The following is a 16,386-nucleotide window of genomic DNA, read 5'->3' on the forward strand; positions in this document are numbered from 1 at the left end:
GGGTTTCGGTTGTTGCGGCTGCAAGGAACCGGGGTCCCGGTTCTGCGAAGCGGCATGAAGAATGCCGCATCGCGCCCGGGACACGGGGGAGGTCGTCATGGCCGGGCTTGTCCCGGCAATCCATCCTGCTTCGCAAAAGTCTTTCGAAGAGCGATGGATGCGCGGGTCAAGCCCGCGCATGACGAGGATCGGACGGAGCGCATTGACCCGCGCTGCAGCCCGCCTACACTCGTTCCGCCCCGCCGCCAACGCGCCGCGGACAATGAAAAACAACAGGGAGAAAACCAGTGACCAATATCCCCGCAAGACAGCTATGTCTCGCAACCGCGCTCGCGGCGTGCCTCGCCGCCCCCGCATCTGCGCAATCAGGCGATCCCATAAAAATCGGCGTGATCGCCGAAGTACAGTCGATCGCCGGGGCCGCGACGCCGGGCGGCGCGCAGATCGCCGCCGACGAGATCAACGCCAGGGGCGGCGTGATGGGCCGCAAGATCGAGATCGTATCCTACGACAACAGGAGTTCGTCGGCGGATTCGGTCCGCGCCTTCCAGCGTGCCGTCAGCGACGACAAGGTGTCTGCGGTGATCGCGAGCTACATCAGCGAGGTGGTGCTGGCGCTGGAACCGTGGGCGGCGCGGCTGAAGATGCCGCTGATCACCCCGGGCGCGGCCTCGAACGAGATCACGAAAGCCATTCATAACGACTATGACAAGAACAAATACACGTTCCACGGCTACCTCACCTCGGCCGCCCAGGCTCAGCTCGTCTGCGACGCCGCAAAAGAGCTGCTGGTCGACGAACTGAAGTTCAAGACGGTGGCGATCATGAGCGAGGATGCGGCCTGGACCAAGCCGCTCGACATCGGCTACGAGGCCTGCCTGCCCAAGGCCGGGCTGAAGGTGGTCGAACATATCCGCTTCTCGCCCGATACCACCGACTTTACCCCGATCTTCAACAACATCGAGGGCAAGAAGCCCGACGCCATCGTTACCGGCATTTCCCATGTCGGCGTACAGCCGACGGTGCAGTGGAAGAACCAGCAGGTCCCGATCCCGATGTTCGGCATCAGCGCGCAGGCGCTCAGTCCGACCTTCTGGGCCGACACCAATGGCGCCGCCGACGGCATCCCCTCGCTCGCCGTCGCCACTCCCGACGTCGCGGTGACGCCGAAGACAAAACCGTTCGCGCAAGCCTTCAAGGCGAAGTTCGGCATCGCGCCGGCCTATACCGGCTATACCGCCTATGACGAAGTCTATATCATCGCGGACGCGATCCGGCGCGCCGGTTCGACCGATCCGGACAAGATGGTCGCCGAACTGGAGAAAACCGATTACGAAGGCACCATCGGCCGCATCTCGTTCTACGGCCGCGATGACGAGTTCACCCACGGCATCAAATCCGGCCCCGGCGCGGTGACCGGCCTCGTGTTCCAGTGGCAGAACGGCAGGCAGATCGCGGTATGGCCCAAGGCCATCGCCGAGGGCAGGATGAAGTTTCCGGATTTCGTGAAGCTGTCGCAATAGGCTGTGTCCCGGACGCGATGCGGCGCGTCACGTCCGGCCACATCAACGTCGCCGCGCAGCCGGGCTGGCGGAGGATTCGCGCATGGCATCCCCACGCAGACTCGGATTCCTCCCCGCCCTGCCCTATATTAGCTCCGTCGTCAGTTGTTCGGAGTTACGGCATCATGATGCGCCCGCGCGATCTTGCGGACAGGATGGCGCGCCGGCGCGGGCCGGACGATGGTTTCGTACGCGAAACCTTTACGCTGCCGCGGCCCGCCGCGCGCGCCAAGGCGCGGGAATTTCTCGATAGCTATCCGGCCGCGGGCTATATGAGCAAGGTCGAGAGCTGGCGCGAACTGCCGGGCGACCGGATCGAATTCACCATGCGGCGCTTGAGAAGCGCAGACTGACGTTTCGTTTGCGCGCCACTGCGAAGCGACCTTGCGGCGAAACAATCTATCCGTACCCCGCTCTGGATTGCTTCGCTCCGCGCGCGATGACGGCGGCGTCAATGCCCGTTCATCTAAATGAAATTTTCGCAAGACGCACGGTTCCTGCGGGTTTCCTCGCAACCAACGAAAAACAGCCGCGTTGTAGCATTGTGTGAATTCCAGGAGGACGACCTATGAAGAAAACTGCAATCGCTTTGGCAACCGTTGCGGCGCTCGGCGCCGCCGCTGTTGCTGCGCCGACCCAGGCCGAAGCTCGCGGCTGGGGCCGTGGCTGGGGCCCAGGTATCGGTCTTGGCTTAGCCGCCGGCGTCGTCGGCGCCGGCCTCGCGGCCAGCACCTATCCGGCTTACGCCTATGGACCGGGATATGGTTACTACGGACCGGGCTACGGTTACTACGCACCGCGTTATTACCGGCCCGCCTACGCCTATTACGGCGGACCCGGTTACTATCGGCACCGGCATTGGCGGCACCGGCATTACTGGTAAATGAAGAAAGGCCCGGACCCAGCGCCGGGCCTTTTTTTATCCTCGCGGTTCCGTGCGCTGCTAATGGGCCGGCGCCGGCGCCGCAACGGGCATCGCGCTCTTCTTCGCAGCGACCGGTGGCTTCACCGCAACCGGAGGCTTCACCGCCGCCGCCTGGGCCGGAAGGTATTTTGCAATCACGGCCGGATCGAGCGTGGCGAGTTCGGTGTCAGGCAGCCGGTGCCATACCTCGTCCTTGCCGAACAGCGAGATGCCCATATAACCGCGCATCGTGAGCGTCTGCCCGTCGGGGCTGAGTGTCATCTTCGCCTTGTAGATTTTTCCGTCGCGTGGATCGAGCACATTGCCGTTCTCGTATTTCAATCCGTCGCGCTTCATGTCGCGGATGAAGGATAGCCCGAGCCAGGGCTGGTTCTTGCGATCGTCGGTGCACCTGGTGCAGAGCACGTTCGGATCGTCGCCCGGCTTCAGAAACATTTTCGCGATCGCGCCCTCGAAGATACCGTCGTGATCGACCAGCAGAAACCAGCCATCCGGCTTGCCGTCCTCGATCTTCTGCCACAGCCCCGCAGCAGAGGGGCCGGTCTGCACGGCGGTCTGCGCGCCGGCGGGCTGGTGAAATGCGGCAGCCATCAGCACAGCGACGGCCGCGGCCAATGCCAGCCCGACGCGGCGTGCGAACTCAATTCGAGCGATACGCATGACGTTGATCCAAATCCTTATTCCCGACACGGCGGGCTCATACGCAGCCCACACTATGTCGATTTTGCGGGAGGGGAAATAGGGGGGCCGTTCCCCCGTCACCCCCCACCTGTTATGATCAGATCGATAAAGGTGTCATAATCCTCTGAACCGATTTGGGCGGAACCGACCATGTCATCGCAGCGAACCGGACACCTCTTCGCCGCGCTCGCCAGCGCGTTGCTGCTGCCGCTCGGCGCGACGGCCTTCGCCGGGGACGCCGACAGCTATCCGACGCGGCCGGTCATGATGATCGTGCCATTCGCGCCCGGAGGCGCCTCCGATTTCGTGGCCCGCACCATCCAGGGCCGCGTCAGCGAGATCCTTGGCCAGCAGATCGTGGTCGACAACCGGTCCGGCGCTGCGGGTATCATCGGTACCGAAGTCGCAGCGCGCGCGGCGCCGGACGGCTATACCACCTTTCTCGGCAACATCGGGACGCTGTCGATCAACCCGGGCGTCTATTCCAACATGCGCATCAGGCCGGATCAGGATCTGGCTCCCATTACAATGTGCGCCGACACTCCGAGTATCCTGATCGCGCGGCTGGACTTCCCGGCCGGCAGCGTCAGGGAGTTGGTCGCCTATGTGAAAGCGAACCAGGGCAGGGTTTCCTTCGCCACGCCCGGCAGCAGCACGCTGAACCGGCTGGAGATGGAAGTGTTCAAGAAGGATGCCGGACTCGACATGGTGCATGTGCCCTACAAAGGCGGCGCGGGTCCGGCGGTGCAGGACATTCTCGGCGGCCATGTCGACCTGATGTTCACCACCATCTCGTCGGCGATGGAGTTCGTGAAGGGCGGAAAGGTCAAGGCGCTTGCGGTCACGACCCGCGAGCGGATGCCTGAACTGCCGGATATCCCGACCATGCATGAACTCGGATGGACCAACCTTGTAACCTCGTCCTGGCAGGGCGTGCTGGTGCCGTCGGGCACGCGGCGCGAAATCGTCGACAAGCTGCACGCCGCGATCGTCAAGGTGCTGGCGGAGCCCGCGATCCAGGCGCGCATGCGCAACGTCGGTGCGATTGCAGTGGCCAGCACGTCGCCGGAGGAGTTCAAGGCTTACATGGATGCCGAGACCGCGAAGTGGACCAAGGTGATCCGGGAGAACGGGCTGCATCCGGATTGACGTGGCCCTGCGCCGGACGCAGTGCATCCCTGCGTCATTGCCGGACTTGCCCCGGCAATCGATCCTGCTTCGCAAAGACCTCGCGAAGAGCGATGGATACGCGGGTCAAGCCCGCGTATGACACGCTTGAGCGAATGGATAAGGAACCCCCAGCGTGCAACAGGTCGAAGTCGCGGTGATTGGAACCGGCTGGTGCGGAGGCATACGGGCGGAGACGCTGGCGCGATCCTCCATCGTCGACAGACTGCACGTCTGCGAAATCCGGCCCGATCGCCTCGCCGAGGTGAGCAAGCTGACCAGCGCCGCTACCGCGACGCTCGACTATCAGGATATCGTCAACAACGACCGCATCAAGGTGGTCTACATCTCGACCACGCCGGAATCCACCCACTATCCCATCGCGCGCGATTGCCTGAAGGCGGGCAAGCACGTGCTGTTGGAAAAACCGATCGCGCTCGAACTGTTCGAAGCCGACGAACTGATCGAGATCGCGCGGCGCGGCAATCTCAAATTCACCATCGGCTACTCGCAGCGTTTCAATACCCGCCTCGCCTACGCCAAGAAAAAGATTGCCGACGGCACGCTCGGAAAACCGGTGTCGGTGATGGTGAGCCGGCATCTGTCGCGCGGGCTCGGCAAGAAGATCGCAAGCCGCGGCTGGCTGTCGCCGGCGGCGATGGAATCGACCCACGATCTCGATTTCGTGTACTGGCTGCTGGAGCCGGCAAAACCCGTCCGCGTCTATTCGCAGGGCGCGTATGGCACCATGAAGGACGTCAACGGCTCCTATGACATCATGTGGAGCACGGTGACCATGGACAACGGCGTGCTGGTCTCGATCGGCGGCGGCTGGAATCTGCCGCCGAGCTATCCGAATTACTGCGCCACGACCATCGAGATCACCGGCACTGAAGGCTCGCTGTTCCTGGACGATACGCAGCGCTCCAACTGGCTCAACACCGTCAAGGACGGCACGCAGTATCCGATGTCGACCATGCCGGGCGAATGGGTCGATCACGTCTTTGCCGGGCAGATGGCGCCGGAGACCATGCACTTCCTCGAATGCGTCCTGCGCGACCAGCCGCCGATGGTGTCGCCGCAAAGCGCGCGGGCCGTGATGGAAACCTATCTCGCCGCGGACCTGTCGGCGGAATCCGGCGAGCCGGTCGGCCTTCCGCTCAACAACGCGGCGCTGTCGGCGGTGCAGGAGCTTTACAGGAAATTCCGCACCCCGGTGTAGCCCGGGGGGCTATCGCAGCCATGATGCAGCTCGTCCAGCCCTGCACGATGCCGCTGTCAATCGCTTCTCGGAGCGGGCGCGCCTCGTCGGCCATGGCGCCGGGTTTGGACGGCGCTGTTCTGCGTGCCGCGGAATCGACCGCGCTGGCAGCGGATGCTGCGCCGCGTTTGCGACACCAGGCTCGCTACAGCTTGTCGTCGTTCTTCAAACTGCCGCCAATCGAGTGCGGCTTGTTCCAGAAGAATTCCCGATTCCCGGTGGCCGCCTCGGCATACTGGTCGATCGACAGCAGGATGGCGCAGACGTGGTGATAGCACCAGCCTTCATGCACCCCGATGCGCCTGGCTTCGGCCAGCGCCTTGAGAAAAGGCGGATGGTCGTCCTTGTCGCTGTACCACCGCACAGGTTCGCGCATCGTCATCTCCGTCCGTTGCAAGCTCTGCCCCGGGCAGGCGGCAGCTTTTTTTTAAGCCGGTCACGCTCGATGCAAAGCCCGTCGATTCGATCGAGCATCCGTTGCAGCAGGGATTCGGCCGCAGCCGCGGAAATCCCGGCCCGCTGTAGCTGCAGGATTTCCTTGCGCTGCCGCCCGACCGCGCCGCGCAGGCGCTCGATTTCGCTGCGAATGATTTCAATCTGCATCAGGGTCTTGCTCCGCCGGCGCCGCCTCGACCTGCCGCGGGCAAGCTAGAACAAACAGAGAACGAAAGGCAACCAGCCAAAGATAGATGCCGATGGGGAGAGCTACCCAGCCTTGAAATGCTCTTATGACGCCAGTCCGGCGCTACCACGGCAGTTGCGTGCTCACCGGCCCCTCTAATCGCGCGAGCAATGATGGTCTAGCCAGCCACAAGGCGCATGGTCCTCATTGCCGGAATTTCGTACCAATCAGGTTTTGGCGCCGAACAACCAGCCGCCGACAAATCTCGTCCGCAGTGCGACAAAGCCCGTCCACAGTCTGGCGAACCAGCCCATCATCATGAGTTTGGGCTTAAGCACCCGGAAAAGACGTTCGACAACCAGCAGACTTGCTGCGTAGGCGGCAATGAGCATTGCCGTCCCGGTCAGCCAGTGTCCGCTGCCGGCGACGCACAGCGCCACCACTTTCAACGGTTCAACCAGCAGCAGGGGGACGAGCAGCAGACCGAGAGACAAATACGGGCCTGTCTTCTGCAGCCGGCGGCGACTCCGCGCAAAGAAGGTAGACCTCGCCCTGCGTCGTTTTCGAACAATGACCGGCATCTCTGACCTTGAACACCAGGCTGCCGACCTCAACAGTGCCGTAGCGGTATTGTTCCAGCCGGAAAGCGCAGGCGGCTAGCGGCGCCGAAACCAAAAGGGGCCGCTGTCGAGGCGGCCCTTCGTGGATTTGTCCTGCTGCCTTTGGTTCTCGGTGCGGACCTTCAGGACCGGCGAACGGTCGCGCCTCGAATTCGGAGGGATCATAACGCAGGATCGAACGTTAACCCCGCCAACCCAGGAGCGTTGCGCCATGGCCGACAAAGAGCAATTGAAGCCGGATGATTTTCCGGTGCACACCGAGAAGAACAGGATCGTCAAACCCGACGGCCAGGAGATTGCCGAAGCCAGTACGCCGGCGATCGCCGAAGAGGTCGCAGAGCGGCTGAACACGGAAGAGTACCGCCGCGAAGAAGACCGCTGGGCGTAGCGGCAAGGTTGGTCCCTGCACTCACGTTCTTCCGGGCGATGAGGCTGCGCGCGGAAAAAGCCGCTTGGTGCCGCTCCAGCGTCGCGCCTTGATTTTGCCTGCAGTTCGCCGCAACGAAATCACAAGCGGCGAAAAGCGCGCGGCTGCGGCGGTCAACCACCGCCCTACCCAACCTGCGGCTTCAATTGACGCCGAGTTTCTTCTGCAGGCTCGACGACGATGTCGTGTATTGAAACACCAGACGCTTGTCCGGATAAACGTAGCGATGCGCCTTTTGCGCCATCAGCGCGCCTTCGTGAAAACCGGAAAGGATCAGCTTCAGCTTGCCCGGATAGGTGTTGATGTCTCCGATCGCGAAGATACCCGGCACGTTGGTTTCGAACGCGGAGGTTTCCACCGGCACCAGGTTGTTTTCCAATCGGATGCCCCAATTGGCAACCGGACCGAGCTTCATGGTCAGACCAAAGAACGGCAGCAGCGTATCGCATTCGATTTTGGAGACCGCGTTGTCGTTGCCCTTCATTACCGCGGCGGTAAGCTTTCCGCCGTCGCCTTCGAGTGCGGTGACCTGGCCGATCTTCAAATCCATCTTGCCGTCGCGCACCAGCGCGCGCATCTGCTCGACGCTGTGGGGTGCGGCGCGGAAATCGTCGCGACGATGCAGCAGCGTGACGCGTCTGGCGACCGGATGCAGATTCAGCGTCCAGTCCAGCGCCGAATCGCCGCCGCCGACGATCAGCAGTTCCTTGTCGCGGAATTGCTCCATCTTGCGTACCGCGTAGAATACCGAGGTGCCTTCATAGGCCTCGATGCCCGGCACCGGCGGCCGCTTCGGCTGAAATGATCCGCCGCCGGCGGAGATCACCACCACCCTGCATTCGAAGATTTGGCCGGCATCGGTGGTGACGCGAAAACCGGGATCGCCGATCTTCTCGATGGTTTCCACCATCTCGTTGAGATGGAAAGTCGGATTGAACGGCTTGATCTGGTCCATCAGGGCTTCGGTGAGGCCCTGCCCGGTGACGTAGGGAATCCCGGGAATGTCGTAGATCGGCTTTTCCGGATATAGTTCGGCGCACTGGCCGCCGATCTTGTCGAGGATGTCGACCAGATGCGCCTTCATGTCGAGCAGGCCGAGTTCGAACACGGCAAATAGTCCGCAAGGGCCCGCGCCGATAATCAGCACATCGGTTTTGATCGCTTCGCTCATCGTTTGTCGTCGCTGGTTGAAAGGGTGATCGGAAAGCGGCTTTGGCTTGGTCGTCATGCGCGGGCTTGACCCGCACATCCATTGATCTTTCAAGGAGTCTTTGAAGTGGATGGATTGCCGGGTCAAGCCCGGCAATGCCGAAAAACTGATCGTGCCAACCTGCTTTGGCTCTGATAAGGGCACCGTGCCTCGGAGATTAGTCGTGAACACATCAGACCATCCTGATTCAAGTCCGCTTCTGGAAGATTTTCCTTACCGGCTCACGGACAATGTTCGGTTCGCCGATCTCGACCCCAACCAGCACGTCAACAACGCGGTATACGCCACTTATTTCGAGACCGGCCGCGTCACGCTGATGAAGGACCGCAGTTTCGGATTGATGCCACAGGGGCTGGCATGGATCATGGTGCGCCTCGACATCCACTTCCGCGCCGAGCTGAAGTGGCCGGGCACGATCGAGATGGGGCTTGGCGTCTCGAAATTCGGCCGCACCTCGGTGACGTTCGATCAGGTGGTGTTTTCGCAAGGCCGCTGCATGGCATCGTCGCAGTCGGTCTCGGTGCTGATCGATGACGCCACGCGCAGGCCTACAGCGCTGACTGACGAAATCAAGCAAAATTTCGAACGCTGGTGGCGGCGCGGCTTTCGGGACATCTGAGGCTTTCCTTCAAGCCTGCCGCTCCGGCGTCGTCACCACCAGGCCGTCCAGCGCGTCGGTGACCTTGATCTGGCACGACAGCCGCGAATTCGGCCGCACGTCGAAACCGAAATCCAGCATGTCTTCTTCCATCGGCGACGGGGCGCCCACCCGCTCGCGCCAGGCTTCATCAACATAGACGTGACAGGTTGCGCAGGCGCAGGCGCCGCCGCATTCGGCTTCGATGCCGGGAATGGCGTTGCGGATCGCGGCTTCCATCACCGTTGCACCATTGTCGACGTCGACAATGCGGGTTTCGCCGGTGTGGTCGACAAAGTGTATCTTGGCCATGATTGCTCGTGCTGCCGGAATTGGGAATGTTCGGGCTGTCCTATAACGGGTCGACCCGGCCAGCGCCAGTCAGGAACGCGGCCGCATGGCGTCGATTGCGGCGTGGGCCTGGGCAAGCGCCTGCCCGAGCGCGGCCATTGCGTCCGATGGCTCGGTGCCGTTCCCCAAGGCAGATTCGAGCGTCTCGGCCGCCTCTGCGACGCGGAACGCACCAATTGCCCGTGCCGAACCCTTCAGCATATGGGCGAGCGCAGCCGCCTCGGCCGGCAGACCGGCCAGGGCCTCGATCAGGCCGGCGGCCTGGCGCACGAACAGCACCAGCACCTCGCCTTCGAGGCCGGCGTCGCCAAGCGTCATGCGCTTCAGGTGAACGATATCGATCGGACCGTCATCGGGAGCGAGCGGGGGCGATGGCATCCAGTTGATCCGTTCCAGATGAAGCCGCATGGTGCTAGTCCAAATCGCCGGCGCCGGGACCATTCCGGCCCGGAACAGCCTCAGCCAATCACGGAAATGGTTAACGGAACGTTTTAAGCGGAAGCCGCAAGTTTGCCGCGTTTTTCGGCGAAAAGTTCCATAACCGCGAGGCGACGGCGGTTAGTCCGCCTTGGTTCAAAGCCTTGAGCGGGCGCCGTTAACGATGATTAAGATTGTATTAATCGCAACCATTTCATTCGCATCGCCAAGCCAATAGGATGTTTGCGGATGTAGCGGACAAGCCGGGCGGGCCAGTGGTCCCGCTCGCACCGCTCAAAGCATGTGGGACGGTTGAGGCTTGCGGTCCCGATCGCTCGGGCTCACCGGGGATGCGTAAAAGAGGGCTTAGGCTGAACATGGCGAACACCCCAAAGAAGGTCAAGGATCCGACCGAAGTTGCGCTTTCTGCCATTCAGGAAGCCTTGAATATCAGCGACGTACCGGTGGATACCAGCCGATCCTCGGTCCGTGCCGATGCGACACCGACGGAGTCGCCGCCGACACCAGCCTTTGACGACGCTTCTTTTGACTTCCGCAACACCCCCGACCGTCCGTCATTTGAACCGATCGAAGAGCAGCGCCCGCGCCGCGCCGCCAACGACGATCGCGAAACCATCGGCCAGATTCTGCAGGCCATTCAGAACGGCCGCCCTGCCCGCAGCGCCTATACGCTCGCGACCCTGTTTGCCGGCGTCTGGATCCTGGGCGCCGGACTTCTGACCTTCAGCTTCTATCCGTCGTTGCAGGCCTCCATCGGCCAGGGCAGCGCCGGCACGCTGGTACTGGCCGGCCTAGCGGCGTTGTTTTTTGCACCCATACTGTTGTTTTACTTTCTGGCGACCCTGTCCTGGCGCGGCCAGGAACTTCGGATGATCGCGCAATCGATGGCGCAGGTGGCGATCCGTTTCTCCGAGCCCGAGGGTGCCGCTAGCGATTCAATGGTGACGGTGGGTCAGGCGATTCGCCGCGAAGTCGCGGCCATGGGAGACGGCGTCGAACGTGCCATCGCGCGCGCCGGCGAACTCGAAACCCTGGTCGCCAATGAAGTGTCGGCGCTCGAGCGCGCCTATTCCGACAACGAAGTGCGGATTCGCGCGTTGCTGCAGGATATCGCTCACCAGCGCGATAACCTGGTCGGACAGGCCGAACAGGTGCGCAGCGCCATTTCCGGCGTACAAATCGATCTGCGCCATGACATCGCGCTGATCAGCGACGCGATCGCCTCCCGCGTCGACGAAGTCGCAAAGAGCATCACCGGCGCGCTGGAAGAGCGGGGCGCGCACATCACCGGTGCGCTCAGCAACGCCGGCGACAACATGATTCTCGCGCTCGGCGAGCGCGGCGGCGACCTGCTCGACCGTCTAGAAGAAGCCAGCGCCGAAACCACCCGCGCGGTGCTCGACGCCAGCGAGCGTCTCACCACCAGCCTCAATTTCAAGACCGGCCACGTCCACGACGAGTTCGTCGATCTGGCCGACCGCGTCCACGACATGCTGAATGAGCGGATCGACCGCATCACCAGCGAGTTCGAGCAGCGCTCCTCCACCATCATCGATGGTATTTCCGACCGCACCGAGCAGGTTCATGACTCACTGAAGAACTCCAGCGACTCGCTGCTACTGGAACTCGAACTGCGCAGCGGCGATCTGGTGAACAAGATCGACGACGCCGGCAACCGCCTCGCCACACGCATTATGACAAGCGGCGACAAGGCCAGCGACGCGCTCGATGTGACCGTGAACTCGCTCGTCGCGAAAGTCGTCAGCCAGACCGAAAACGCCCACGATTCGCTCAGCTTGCAGATGAGCGCCTTCGACGAATTGGTGAAGGACCAGGGCGCGGAACTCGTGGAAAAATTCGCACGCGACAGCGGCACGCTCGGCGCGCTGATCACCCGCCATATCTCGGAATTCGACCGCACCGTCAAGACGTTTGGCGGCGAAATCGTCGATCGAATGGGTCAGCGTACCCAGGACATCGCGGAAAGCCTGAAAACATACGTCGACACGTTCGACACCCGACTGACCTCGAATAGCGGCCAGATCACCGCCGCGCTCGACCAGCGGCTGGTGCAGTTCGAGACGACGCTCGGTTCCCGTGTGACCAATCTCGACGCGTCACTCGATACCCGGATCAAATCGTTCAACGAAACCGTCGACGGCCGCCTTAAGACGCTCGACACCACCTTCGATGCGCGGACGAGATCGCTGACCGAAACCATCGATACCCGGCTCAACACGCTGGCATCGTCACTTACCACGGGTGCCACGCAGGCCGTCGAATCGATCGACTCGCGCCTTACGCATTTGACCTCCGCGCTGACCGACGGCGCGGTACAGGCGATCCACTCGATCGACTCGCGGCTCTCCCACCTCACCTCGTCGCTAACCGATGGAACCGCCCAGGCGATCGACGCGATCGACCGGCGCATCGGCCATGTGACGGAAACAATCGACGGCCGCAGCGTGCATCTGGCGGACACGATTACAGCGCGGTTCGAGGAAATTCATCACGGCGTCGAAAGCCGTGCCGGCGCGGTGGCGAGCGACATCGACATGCGCATCTCGCAGTTCGAAGACCTTCTCGGCTCCCGCGTCGAGGCCGTGGCCGGTCGAATCGAGAGTAGCGGACGTCAAGCGAGCGAGGGGCTCGTGGCGCGCGCAGAGGAACTGTCGCTCGGCATCAAGTCCCATGTCGAGGATGCGGAACGTTCGCTCACACATCTCGTGTTCAATACCAGCGAGACCATCCAGACCGGCGCCCGCGCGGCGCAGCAGTCGATGCTGTCGGTTTCCACCGATGTGAGCGCGCAGCTCAGGCTGACCTCGGCGGAAGTCGAAAGCGCACTGACCGCGGTCGGCACCAACGCCGCAGCTTCGGTGCTGAACAGCGCCCGCGATGCACATACCACGTTGATCACGGCATCGGCCGATGCGTCGAACCAGATCAAGTCGTTGTCCGCCGAAGTCGAACGCACGTTGTCCGCAGCAGGCTCCGCGACGGCGGATTCGCTTCTGAACGGCGCCCGCGAGGCTCAGAGCACGCTGGTGGCGACGTCGACGGAAGTCGCCAGGCAGGTCCATTCGCTGTCGTCCGATGTCGAGCGCACGCTATCCCTGGCCGGCTCCGCAACCGCGACTTCGCTGCTCAGCGGCGCTCGTGAAGCGCAGAATACGCTAGTGGCGACGTCGACGGAGATCACAAACCACATTCAGTCGCTGTCCTCCGACATCGAACGAACGCTGTCCGCGGCTGGCGCAGCTACGGCAGAGTCGGTCCTGACCAGCGCCAGCACAGCGCAAAACACGCTGGTTACCACGTCAACGGAAATTGTCGGTCAGATCCAGTCTCTGTCCTCCGATATCGAACGAACGCTGTCGACGGCTGGCGCAGCCACGGCGGAGTCGGTTATTACCAGCGCCCGTGCGGCGCAGAGCACGATGATGACGACGTCGACGGAAGTCGTCGGGCAGATTCAATCGCTGTCCTCCGATGTGGAACGGACGCTATCTGCGGCCGGCGCCGCTACGGCCGAGTCGGTCCTTACCAGCGCCCGCGCAGCGCAAAGCGCGCTGGTAACCACGTCAACGGAAGTTGCAGGCCAAATTCAATCGCTGTCCTCCGATATCGAACGAACGCTAACCGCCGCCGGCGCCGCAACCGCGGATTCGGTCGTTACCGGCGCACGTTCAGCGCAAAGCACGCTGCTGGCAACGTCAACGGAAGTTGCCGGCCAGATTCAATCCCTGTCATCCGAGATCGAACGCACCCTATCTGCCGCCGGTGCGGCCACGGCGGAGTCGGTCCTTACCGGTGCGCGCGCCGCGCAGACCACGCTGGTAGCTGCCTCGTCGGATGCGTCCAATCATGTCAAATCGCTGGCAAGCGACGTCGAACGCAGTCTTTCCGTCGCCGGTTCAGCGGCAGCCGAATCCATCCTCAATAGCGCGCGCGACGCGCAAAACAGGCTGGTGACCGCGTCTTCGGATGCAGCAAGCCACGTCAAGTCGCTGGCGAGCGACATCGAACGCAGCTTGTCCGCGGCCGGTACGACGACCGCCGAGTCCATTCTTACCAGCGCGCGCGACGCCCAGCAGACGCTGGTGGCGGCCTCTTCCGATGCAACCAGCCAAGTCAAGGCGCTGGCTGCCGATGTTGAACAAACCCTGACTGCCGCCGGGATGGCGACCGCCGAATCGATCCGAAGCGGCGCCCGCGACGTTCAAACCACGCTGGTCACCGCGTCCGCGGATGCAGCCGGTCACGTCAAATCGCTTACGGAAGACGTTGAGCGCACGTTGACGGCGCTCGGTGCGGATACCGCCGCCTCCATTCTGAACAGCGCCCGCGAAGCCCAGGCGTCGTTTGCGGCCACGTCTGTCGAAGCGGTCAGTCAGATCAAGTCGGTCTCCGCCGACATCGAGCGCTCGCTCACTGCGGCCGCCGCGAACACGACCGACAACATTCAAACCAGCGCTCTCAATGCGCAGAACTCGCTGGTCGCCGCGTCGAACGAAGTCAGCGCGAAGATGAAAACGACTTCGTCCGATATTGAGCGTTCGGTTTTTGCCGCCACCGGCAGCTTCAGTTCGACCATGACCGGCAAGACTGAGGAAGTCGTCACTTACGTGCAGCAGCAGACCGATCGCCTCGCGCAGATCGTCGACAACAAACGCGGGTCCCTCGTCGAGGCCCTCAGCTCCAGAACCAACCAGCTCACCGTCGACATTGATCGCGTTACAACCGACGCCCTTAAATCGATCGAAACCCGCGGACAGGCCTTCTCGCAATCGATGATCACCAACGGAGGCGACGTCGCGCGCACGATCACCAGCGCCGGCGATCTGGCGACCGGCGCAATCAGCAAATCGCTGAAGGATCTCGAGCAAGCTTCCCGGTCCGCCATCGATCAGTCGCGTCAGGTGTCGATCGCGGCGGTGACCGAAATGCAGGAAACCAGCAAGATCCTGCGCACCGATACGGTCGCCCTGTTCGAACGGCTGCGCGAGGGCAACATCCTGCTGCAGGAAGTGCTTACCGGCGCCCATGACAATCTCAACTCGCTGGAGCGGGCTCTGGTCACGCGCGTCGCGGACTTCGTCTCGGCCATGAACGATGTGACCTCGCGCAACGGCGTCGCCACCCAGACGCTTGATGACCAGTTGTCGGTCTTCAATGTCAAGACCTCGAAGGCGCTGGAAGACCTCGGCTCCCTGTCGAAACAGTTCGAAACCCACGGAAGCGCGCTGGCCAAGGCCGCGGCTTTGGTCGAGCAGAGCAACCGCAGCACTACCGCATCTGTCGGCGAACGCAAGGCGGCGCTGGAAGCCCTGGTCACGACGATCGATATGCGGACCACCGACCTCGATCAGCGTCTGACCCGGTTCACGGGCTTGCTCGACGAATCGCTGGCGGCGGCCGAAGAGCGCGCCCGCGATATCGCGCGCGTAGTTGCGGAAACCGCCGGTGCGGGCTCAGCCGCGATCAGCCGGCAGTTTGAGGCGGTTCGTGACGCGGCTGAAGAGGAACGCCGCCTCACCTCCGAGGCGATGCACCAGATCTACCAGCAGGGCACGGAGGAAGCCGATGCCATGTTCAAGCAGTCCGCGGACAAGTTTGCGGCGGTGGTGGAGGGTATGAAGCAGATGGCTTCCGAAATGCACGCCGAACTCGAAGCCACCCGCGGCGAACTTCGCCGCGGCGTATTCGAGATGCCGCAGGAAGCGGCCGAAAGTACCGCGCAGATGCGCAAGGTCATTGTCGACCAGATCGAAGCGCTGGCCGAATTGAACCGGATCGTCGCGCGTCACGGCCGTGGGCTCGACGTCGTCGGGGCCGGGCGCGGCAGTTCGCAGCACGAGGAAGAGCCGATGCTGGCAACCGCCGGCGGACGCAACGAGCCCCCATCGCGGTCCGGGCCGCGAAGCGCGTCGAATTTGCCGCCACCGGATCTCGGCATGCCGTCGTCGCGCCGCACCGAGGCGCCTCCGGTCAGCCCAGCAAGCTCCGACCAGGGGCAGGACGGATGGCTCTCCGATCTGCTCAATCGCGCCGACACCGGCGGCAACGACCGCGATATTCCCCGCGGCCGCAGCACCCAGCAGGTGGCGGGTGGAAATCCTCTGGAATCGCTGTCGCTCGATATCGGCCGGTTGATGGATCGCAACCTCGCAGGCGAGATGTGGGATCGCTATCAGCGCGGCGAGAGCAAGGCATTCAGCAAGCGCCTGTATACTCCGTCCGGCCAGAAAGCCTTCGATGAAGTCAGCCGCAAATACCGCTCCGACCGCAACTTCAAGCAGACGGTCGACCGCTACATCCAGGAGTTCGAGCGGCTGCTCGATGAAGTTGCGCGCGACGAGCGCGGAACCGCGGCGCTGCGCGGCCATCTTATCTCGGAAACCGGGCTGGTCTACACCCTGCTCGCCCACGCCGCAGGGCGGCTGGGATAGACTGATCGCGTTGCGATATTCGTGACAGTCCCG

15 protein-coding genes are annotated in these 16,386 nt (G+C 62.8%); 8 read left to right on the forward strand and 7 right to left on the reverse strand.

All coding sequences use genetic code 11. The annotated features are described in order from the left end of the window. Window positions 1-287: 287 nt before the first annotated feature. From ACFE72_RS15885 to ACFE72_RS15895, 3 genes are all read left to right on the forward strand, one after another. On the forward strand, window positions 288-1,523 hold the full coding sequence (locus ACFE72_RS15885; protein WP_375414074.1) for an ABC transporter substrate-binding protein: 1,236 nt from the start codon (window positions 288-290) through the stop codon (window positions 1,521-1,523). Window positions 1,524-1,687: 164 nt separating this feature from the next. Further along, complete coding sequence (locus ACFE72_RS15890; protein ID WP_375414075.1) at window positions 1,688-1,915, forward strand: hypothetical protein; 228 nt, start codon at window positions 1,688-1,690, stop codon at window positions 1,913-1,915. A 215-nt stretch (window positions 1,916-2,130) separates the two neighbouring features. After that, window positions 2,131-2,445 (forward strand): hypothetical protein, encoded by a 315-nt coding sequence (locus ACFE72_RS15895; protein WP_375414076.1) that lies wholly within the window; start codon window positions 2,131-2,133, stop codon window positions 2,443-2,445. A 60-nt stretch (window positions 2,446-2,505) separates the two neighbouring features. On the opposite strand, the gene ACFE72_RS15900 is transcribed toward ACFE72_RS15895, so the two are convergent. Further along, window positions 2,506-3,147, reverse strand: a complete 642-nt coding sequence (locus ACFE72_RS15900; protein ID WP_375414077.1) for a DUF2147 domain-containing protein — start codon at window positions 3,145-3,147, stop codon at window positions 2,506-2,508. A gap of 171 nt (window positions 3,148-3,318) precedes the next feature. On the opposite strand from ACFE72_RS15900, the gene ACFE72_RS15905 reads away from it, so the two are divergent. Next, entirely contained in the window at window positions 3,319-4,317 is a 999-nt protein-coding gene (locus tag ACFE72_RS15905) for a Bug family tripartite tricarboxylate transporter substrate binding protein (protein WP_375414078.1), read from the forward strand. Between the two features lie 154 nt (window positions 4,318-4,471). Next, a complete protein-coding gene (locus tag ACFE72_RS15910; RefSeq protein ID WP_375414079.1) occupies window positions 4,472-5,557 on the forward strand; it encodes a Gfo/Idh/MocA family protein in 1,086 nt (361 codons plus the stop codon). A 184-nt stretch (window positions 5,558-5,741) separates the two neighbouring features. Here ACFE72_RS15910 and ACFE72_RS15915 read toward each other — a convergent pair whose 3' ends face one another. The 3 genes from ACFE72_RS15915 to ACFE72_RS15925 form a co-directional block, all read right to left on the reverse strand. Further along, window positions 5,742-5,972 carry a hypothetical protein gene (locus ACFE72_RS15915; protein ID WP_375414080.1) on the reverse strand — a complete coding sequence of 77 codons (231 nt, stop codon included), beginning with the start codon at window positions 5,970-5,972 and terminating at the stop codon, window positions 5,742-5,744. A 2-nt stretch (window positions 5,973-5,974) separates the two neighbouring features. Then, window positions 5,975-6,199, reverse strand: coding sequence for a hypothetical protein (locus ACFE72_RS15920; protein WP_375414081.1), 225 nt, complete (start codon window positions 6,197-6,199; stop codon window positions 5,975-5,977). Window positions 6,200-6,445: 246 nt separating this feature from the next. After that, entirely contained in the window at window positions 6,446-6,799 is a 354-nt protein-coding gene (locus tag ACFE72_RS15925) for a hypothetical protein (RefSeq protein ID WP_375414082.1), read from the reverse strand. Window positions 6,800-7,049: 250 nt separating this feature from the next. Here ACFE72_RS15925 and ACFE72_RS15930 point away from each other — a divergent pair, with 250 nt between their 5' ends. Then, a complete protein-coding gene (locus ACFE72_RS15930; RefSeq protein ID WP_375414083.1) occupies window positions 7,050-7,226 on the forward strand; it encodes a hypothetical protein in 177 nt (58 codons plus the stop codon). 181 nt (window positions 7,227-7,407) lie between these two features. Here ACFE72_RS15930 and ACFE72_RS15935 read toward each other — a convergent pair whose 3' ends face one another. Beyond that, entirely contained in the window at window positions 7,408-8,436 is a 1,029-nt protein-coding gene (locus tag ACFE72_RS15935; RefSeq protein WP_375414084.1) for an NAD(P)/FAD-dependent oxidoreductase, read from the reverse strand. 202 nt (window positions 8,437-8,638) lie between these two features. On the opposite strand from ACFE72_RS15935, the gene ACFE72_RS15940 reads away from it, so the two are divergent. After that, window positions 8,639-9,094: an acyl-CoA thioesterase gene (locus tag ACFE72_RS15940; RefSeq protein WP_375414085.1), complete on the forward strand. Its 456-nt coding sequence runs from the start codon at window positions 8,639-8,641 to the stop codon at window positions 9,092-9,094. Between the two features lie 9 nt (window positions 9,095-9,103). On the opposite strand, the gene ACFE72_RS15945 is transcribed toward ACFE72_RS15940, so the two are convergent. Together ACFE72_RS15945 and ACFE72_RS15950 are read right to left on the reverse strand one after the other, a co-directional pair. Further along, window positions 9,104-9,424: a 2Fe-2S iron-sulfur cluster-binding protein gene (locus tag ACFE72_RS15945; RefSeq protein WP_375414086.1), complete on the reverse strand. Its 321-nt coding sequence runs from the start codon at window positions 9,422-9,424 to the stop codon at window positions 9,104-9,106. A 69-nt stretch (window positions 9,425-9,493) separates the two neighbouring features. Then, entirely contained in the window at window positions 9,494-9,871 is a 378-nt protein-coding gene (locus ACFE72_RS15950; protein ID WP_375414087.1) for an Hpt domain-containing protein, read from the reverse strand. A gap of 386 nt (window positions 9,872-10,257) precedes the next feature. Between ACFE72_RS15950 and ACFE72_RS15955 the strand changes: the two genes are divergently transcribed. After that, the gene (locus ACFE72_RS15955) at window positions 10,258-16,353 is read left to right on the forward strand and encodes a negative regulator of septation ring formation (RefSeq protein WP_375414088.1); all 6,096 of its coding nucleotides are present in this window, start codon (window positions 10,258-10,260) and stop codon (window positions 16,351-16,353) included. Window positions 16,354-16,386: the final 33 nt, after the last annotated feature.

It is taken from the genome of uncultured Bradyrhizobium sp., from assembly GCF_964252615.1.
Classification (GTDB): Bacteria; Pseudomonadota; Alphaproteobacteria; order Rhizobiales; family Xanthobacteraceae; genus Bradyrhizobium.

Coding starts and splice junctions, on each gene's coding strand:
- ACFE72_RS15925 (WP_375414082.1), bottom strand. CDS start 6,799: ATGCCGGTCATTGTTCGAAAACGACGCAGGGCGAGGTCTACCTTCTTT.
- ACFE72_RS15895 (WP_375414076.1), top strand. CDS start 2,131: ATGAAGAAAACTGCAATCGCTTTGGCAACCGTTGCGGCGCTCGGCGCC.
- ACFE72_RS15950 (WP_375414087.1), bottom strand. CDS start 9,871: ATGCGGCTTCATCTGGAACGGATCAACTGGATGCCATCGCCCCCGCTC.
- ACFE72_RS15920 (WP_375414081.1), bottom strand. CDS start 6,199: ATGCAGATTGAAATCATTCGCAGCGAAATCGAGCGCCTGCGCGGCGCG.
- ACFE72_RS15935 (WP_375414084.1), bottom strand. CDS start 8,436: ATGAGCGAAGCGATCAAAACCGATGTGCTGATTATCGGCGCGGGCCCT.
- ACFE72_RS15905 (WP_375414078.1), top strand. CDS start 3,319: ATGTCATCGCAGCGAACCGGACACCTCTTCGCCGCGCTCGCCAGCGCG.
- ACFE72_RS15945 (WP_375414086.1), bottom strand. CDS start 9,424: ATGGCCAAGATACACTTTGTCGACCACACCGGCGAAACCCGCATTGTC.
- ACFE72_RS15900 (WP_375414077.1), bottom strand. CDS start 3,147: ATGCGTATCGCTCGAATTGAGTTCGCACGCCGCGTCGGGCTGGCATTG.
- ACFE72_RS15930 (WP_375414083.1), top strand. CDS start 7,050: ATGGCCGACAAAGAGCAATTGAAGCCGGATGATTTTCCGGTGCACACC.
- ACFE72_RS15955 (WP_375414088.1), top strand. CDS start 10,258: ATGGCGAACACCCCAAAGAAGGTCAAGGATCCGACCGAAGTTGCGCTT.
- ACFE72_RS15915 (WP_375414080.1), bottom strand. CDS start 5,972: ATGCGCGAACCTGTGCGGTGGTACAGCGACAAGGACGACCATCCGCCT.
- ACFE72_RS15890 (WP_375414075.1), top strand. CDS start 1,688: ATGATGCGCCCGCGCGATCTTGCGGACAGGATGGCGCGCCGGCGCGGG.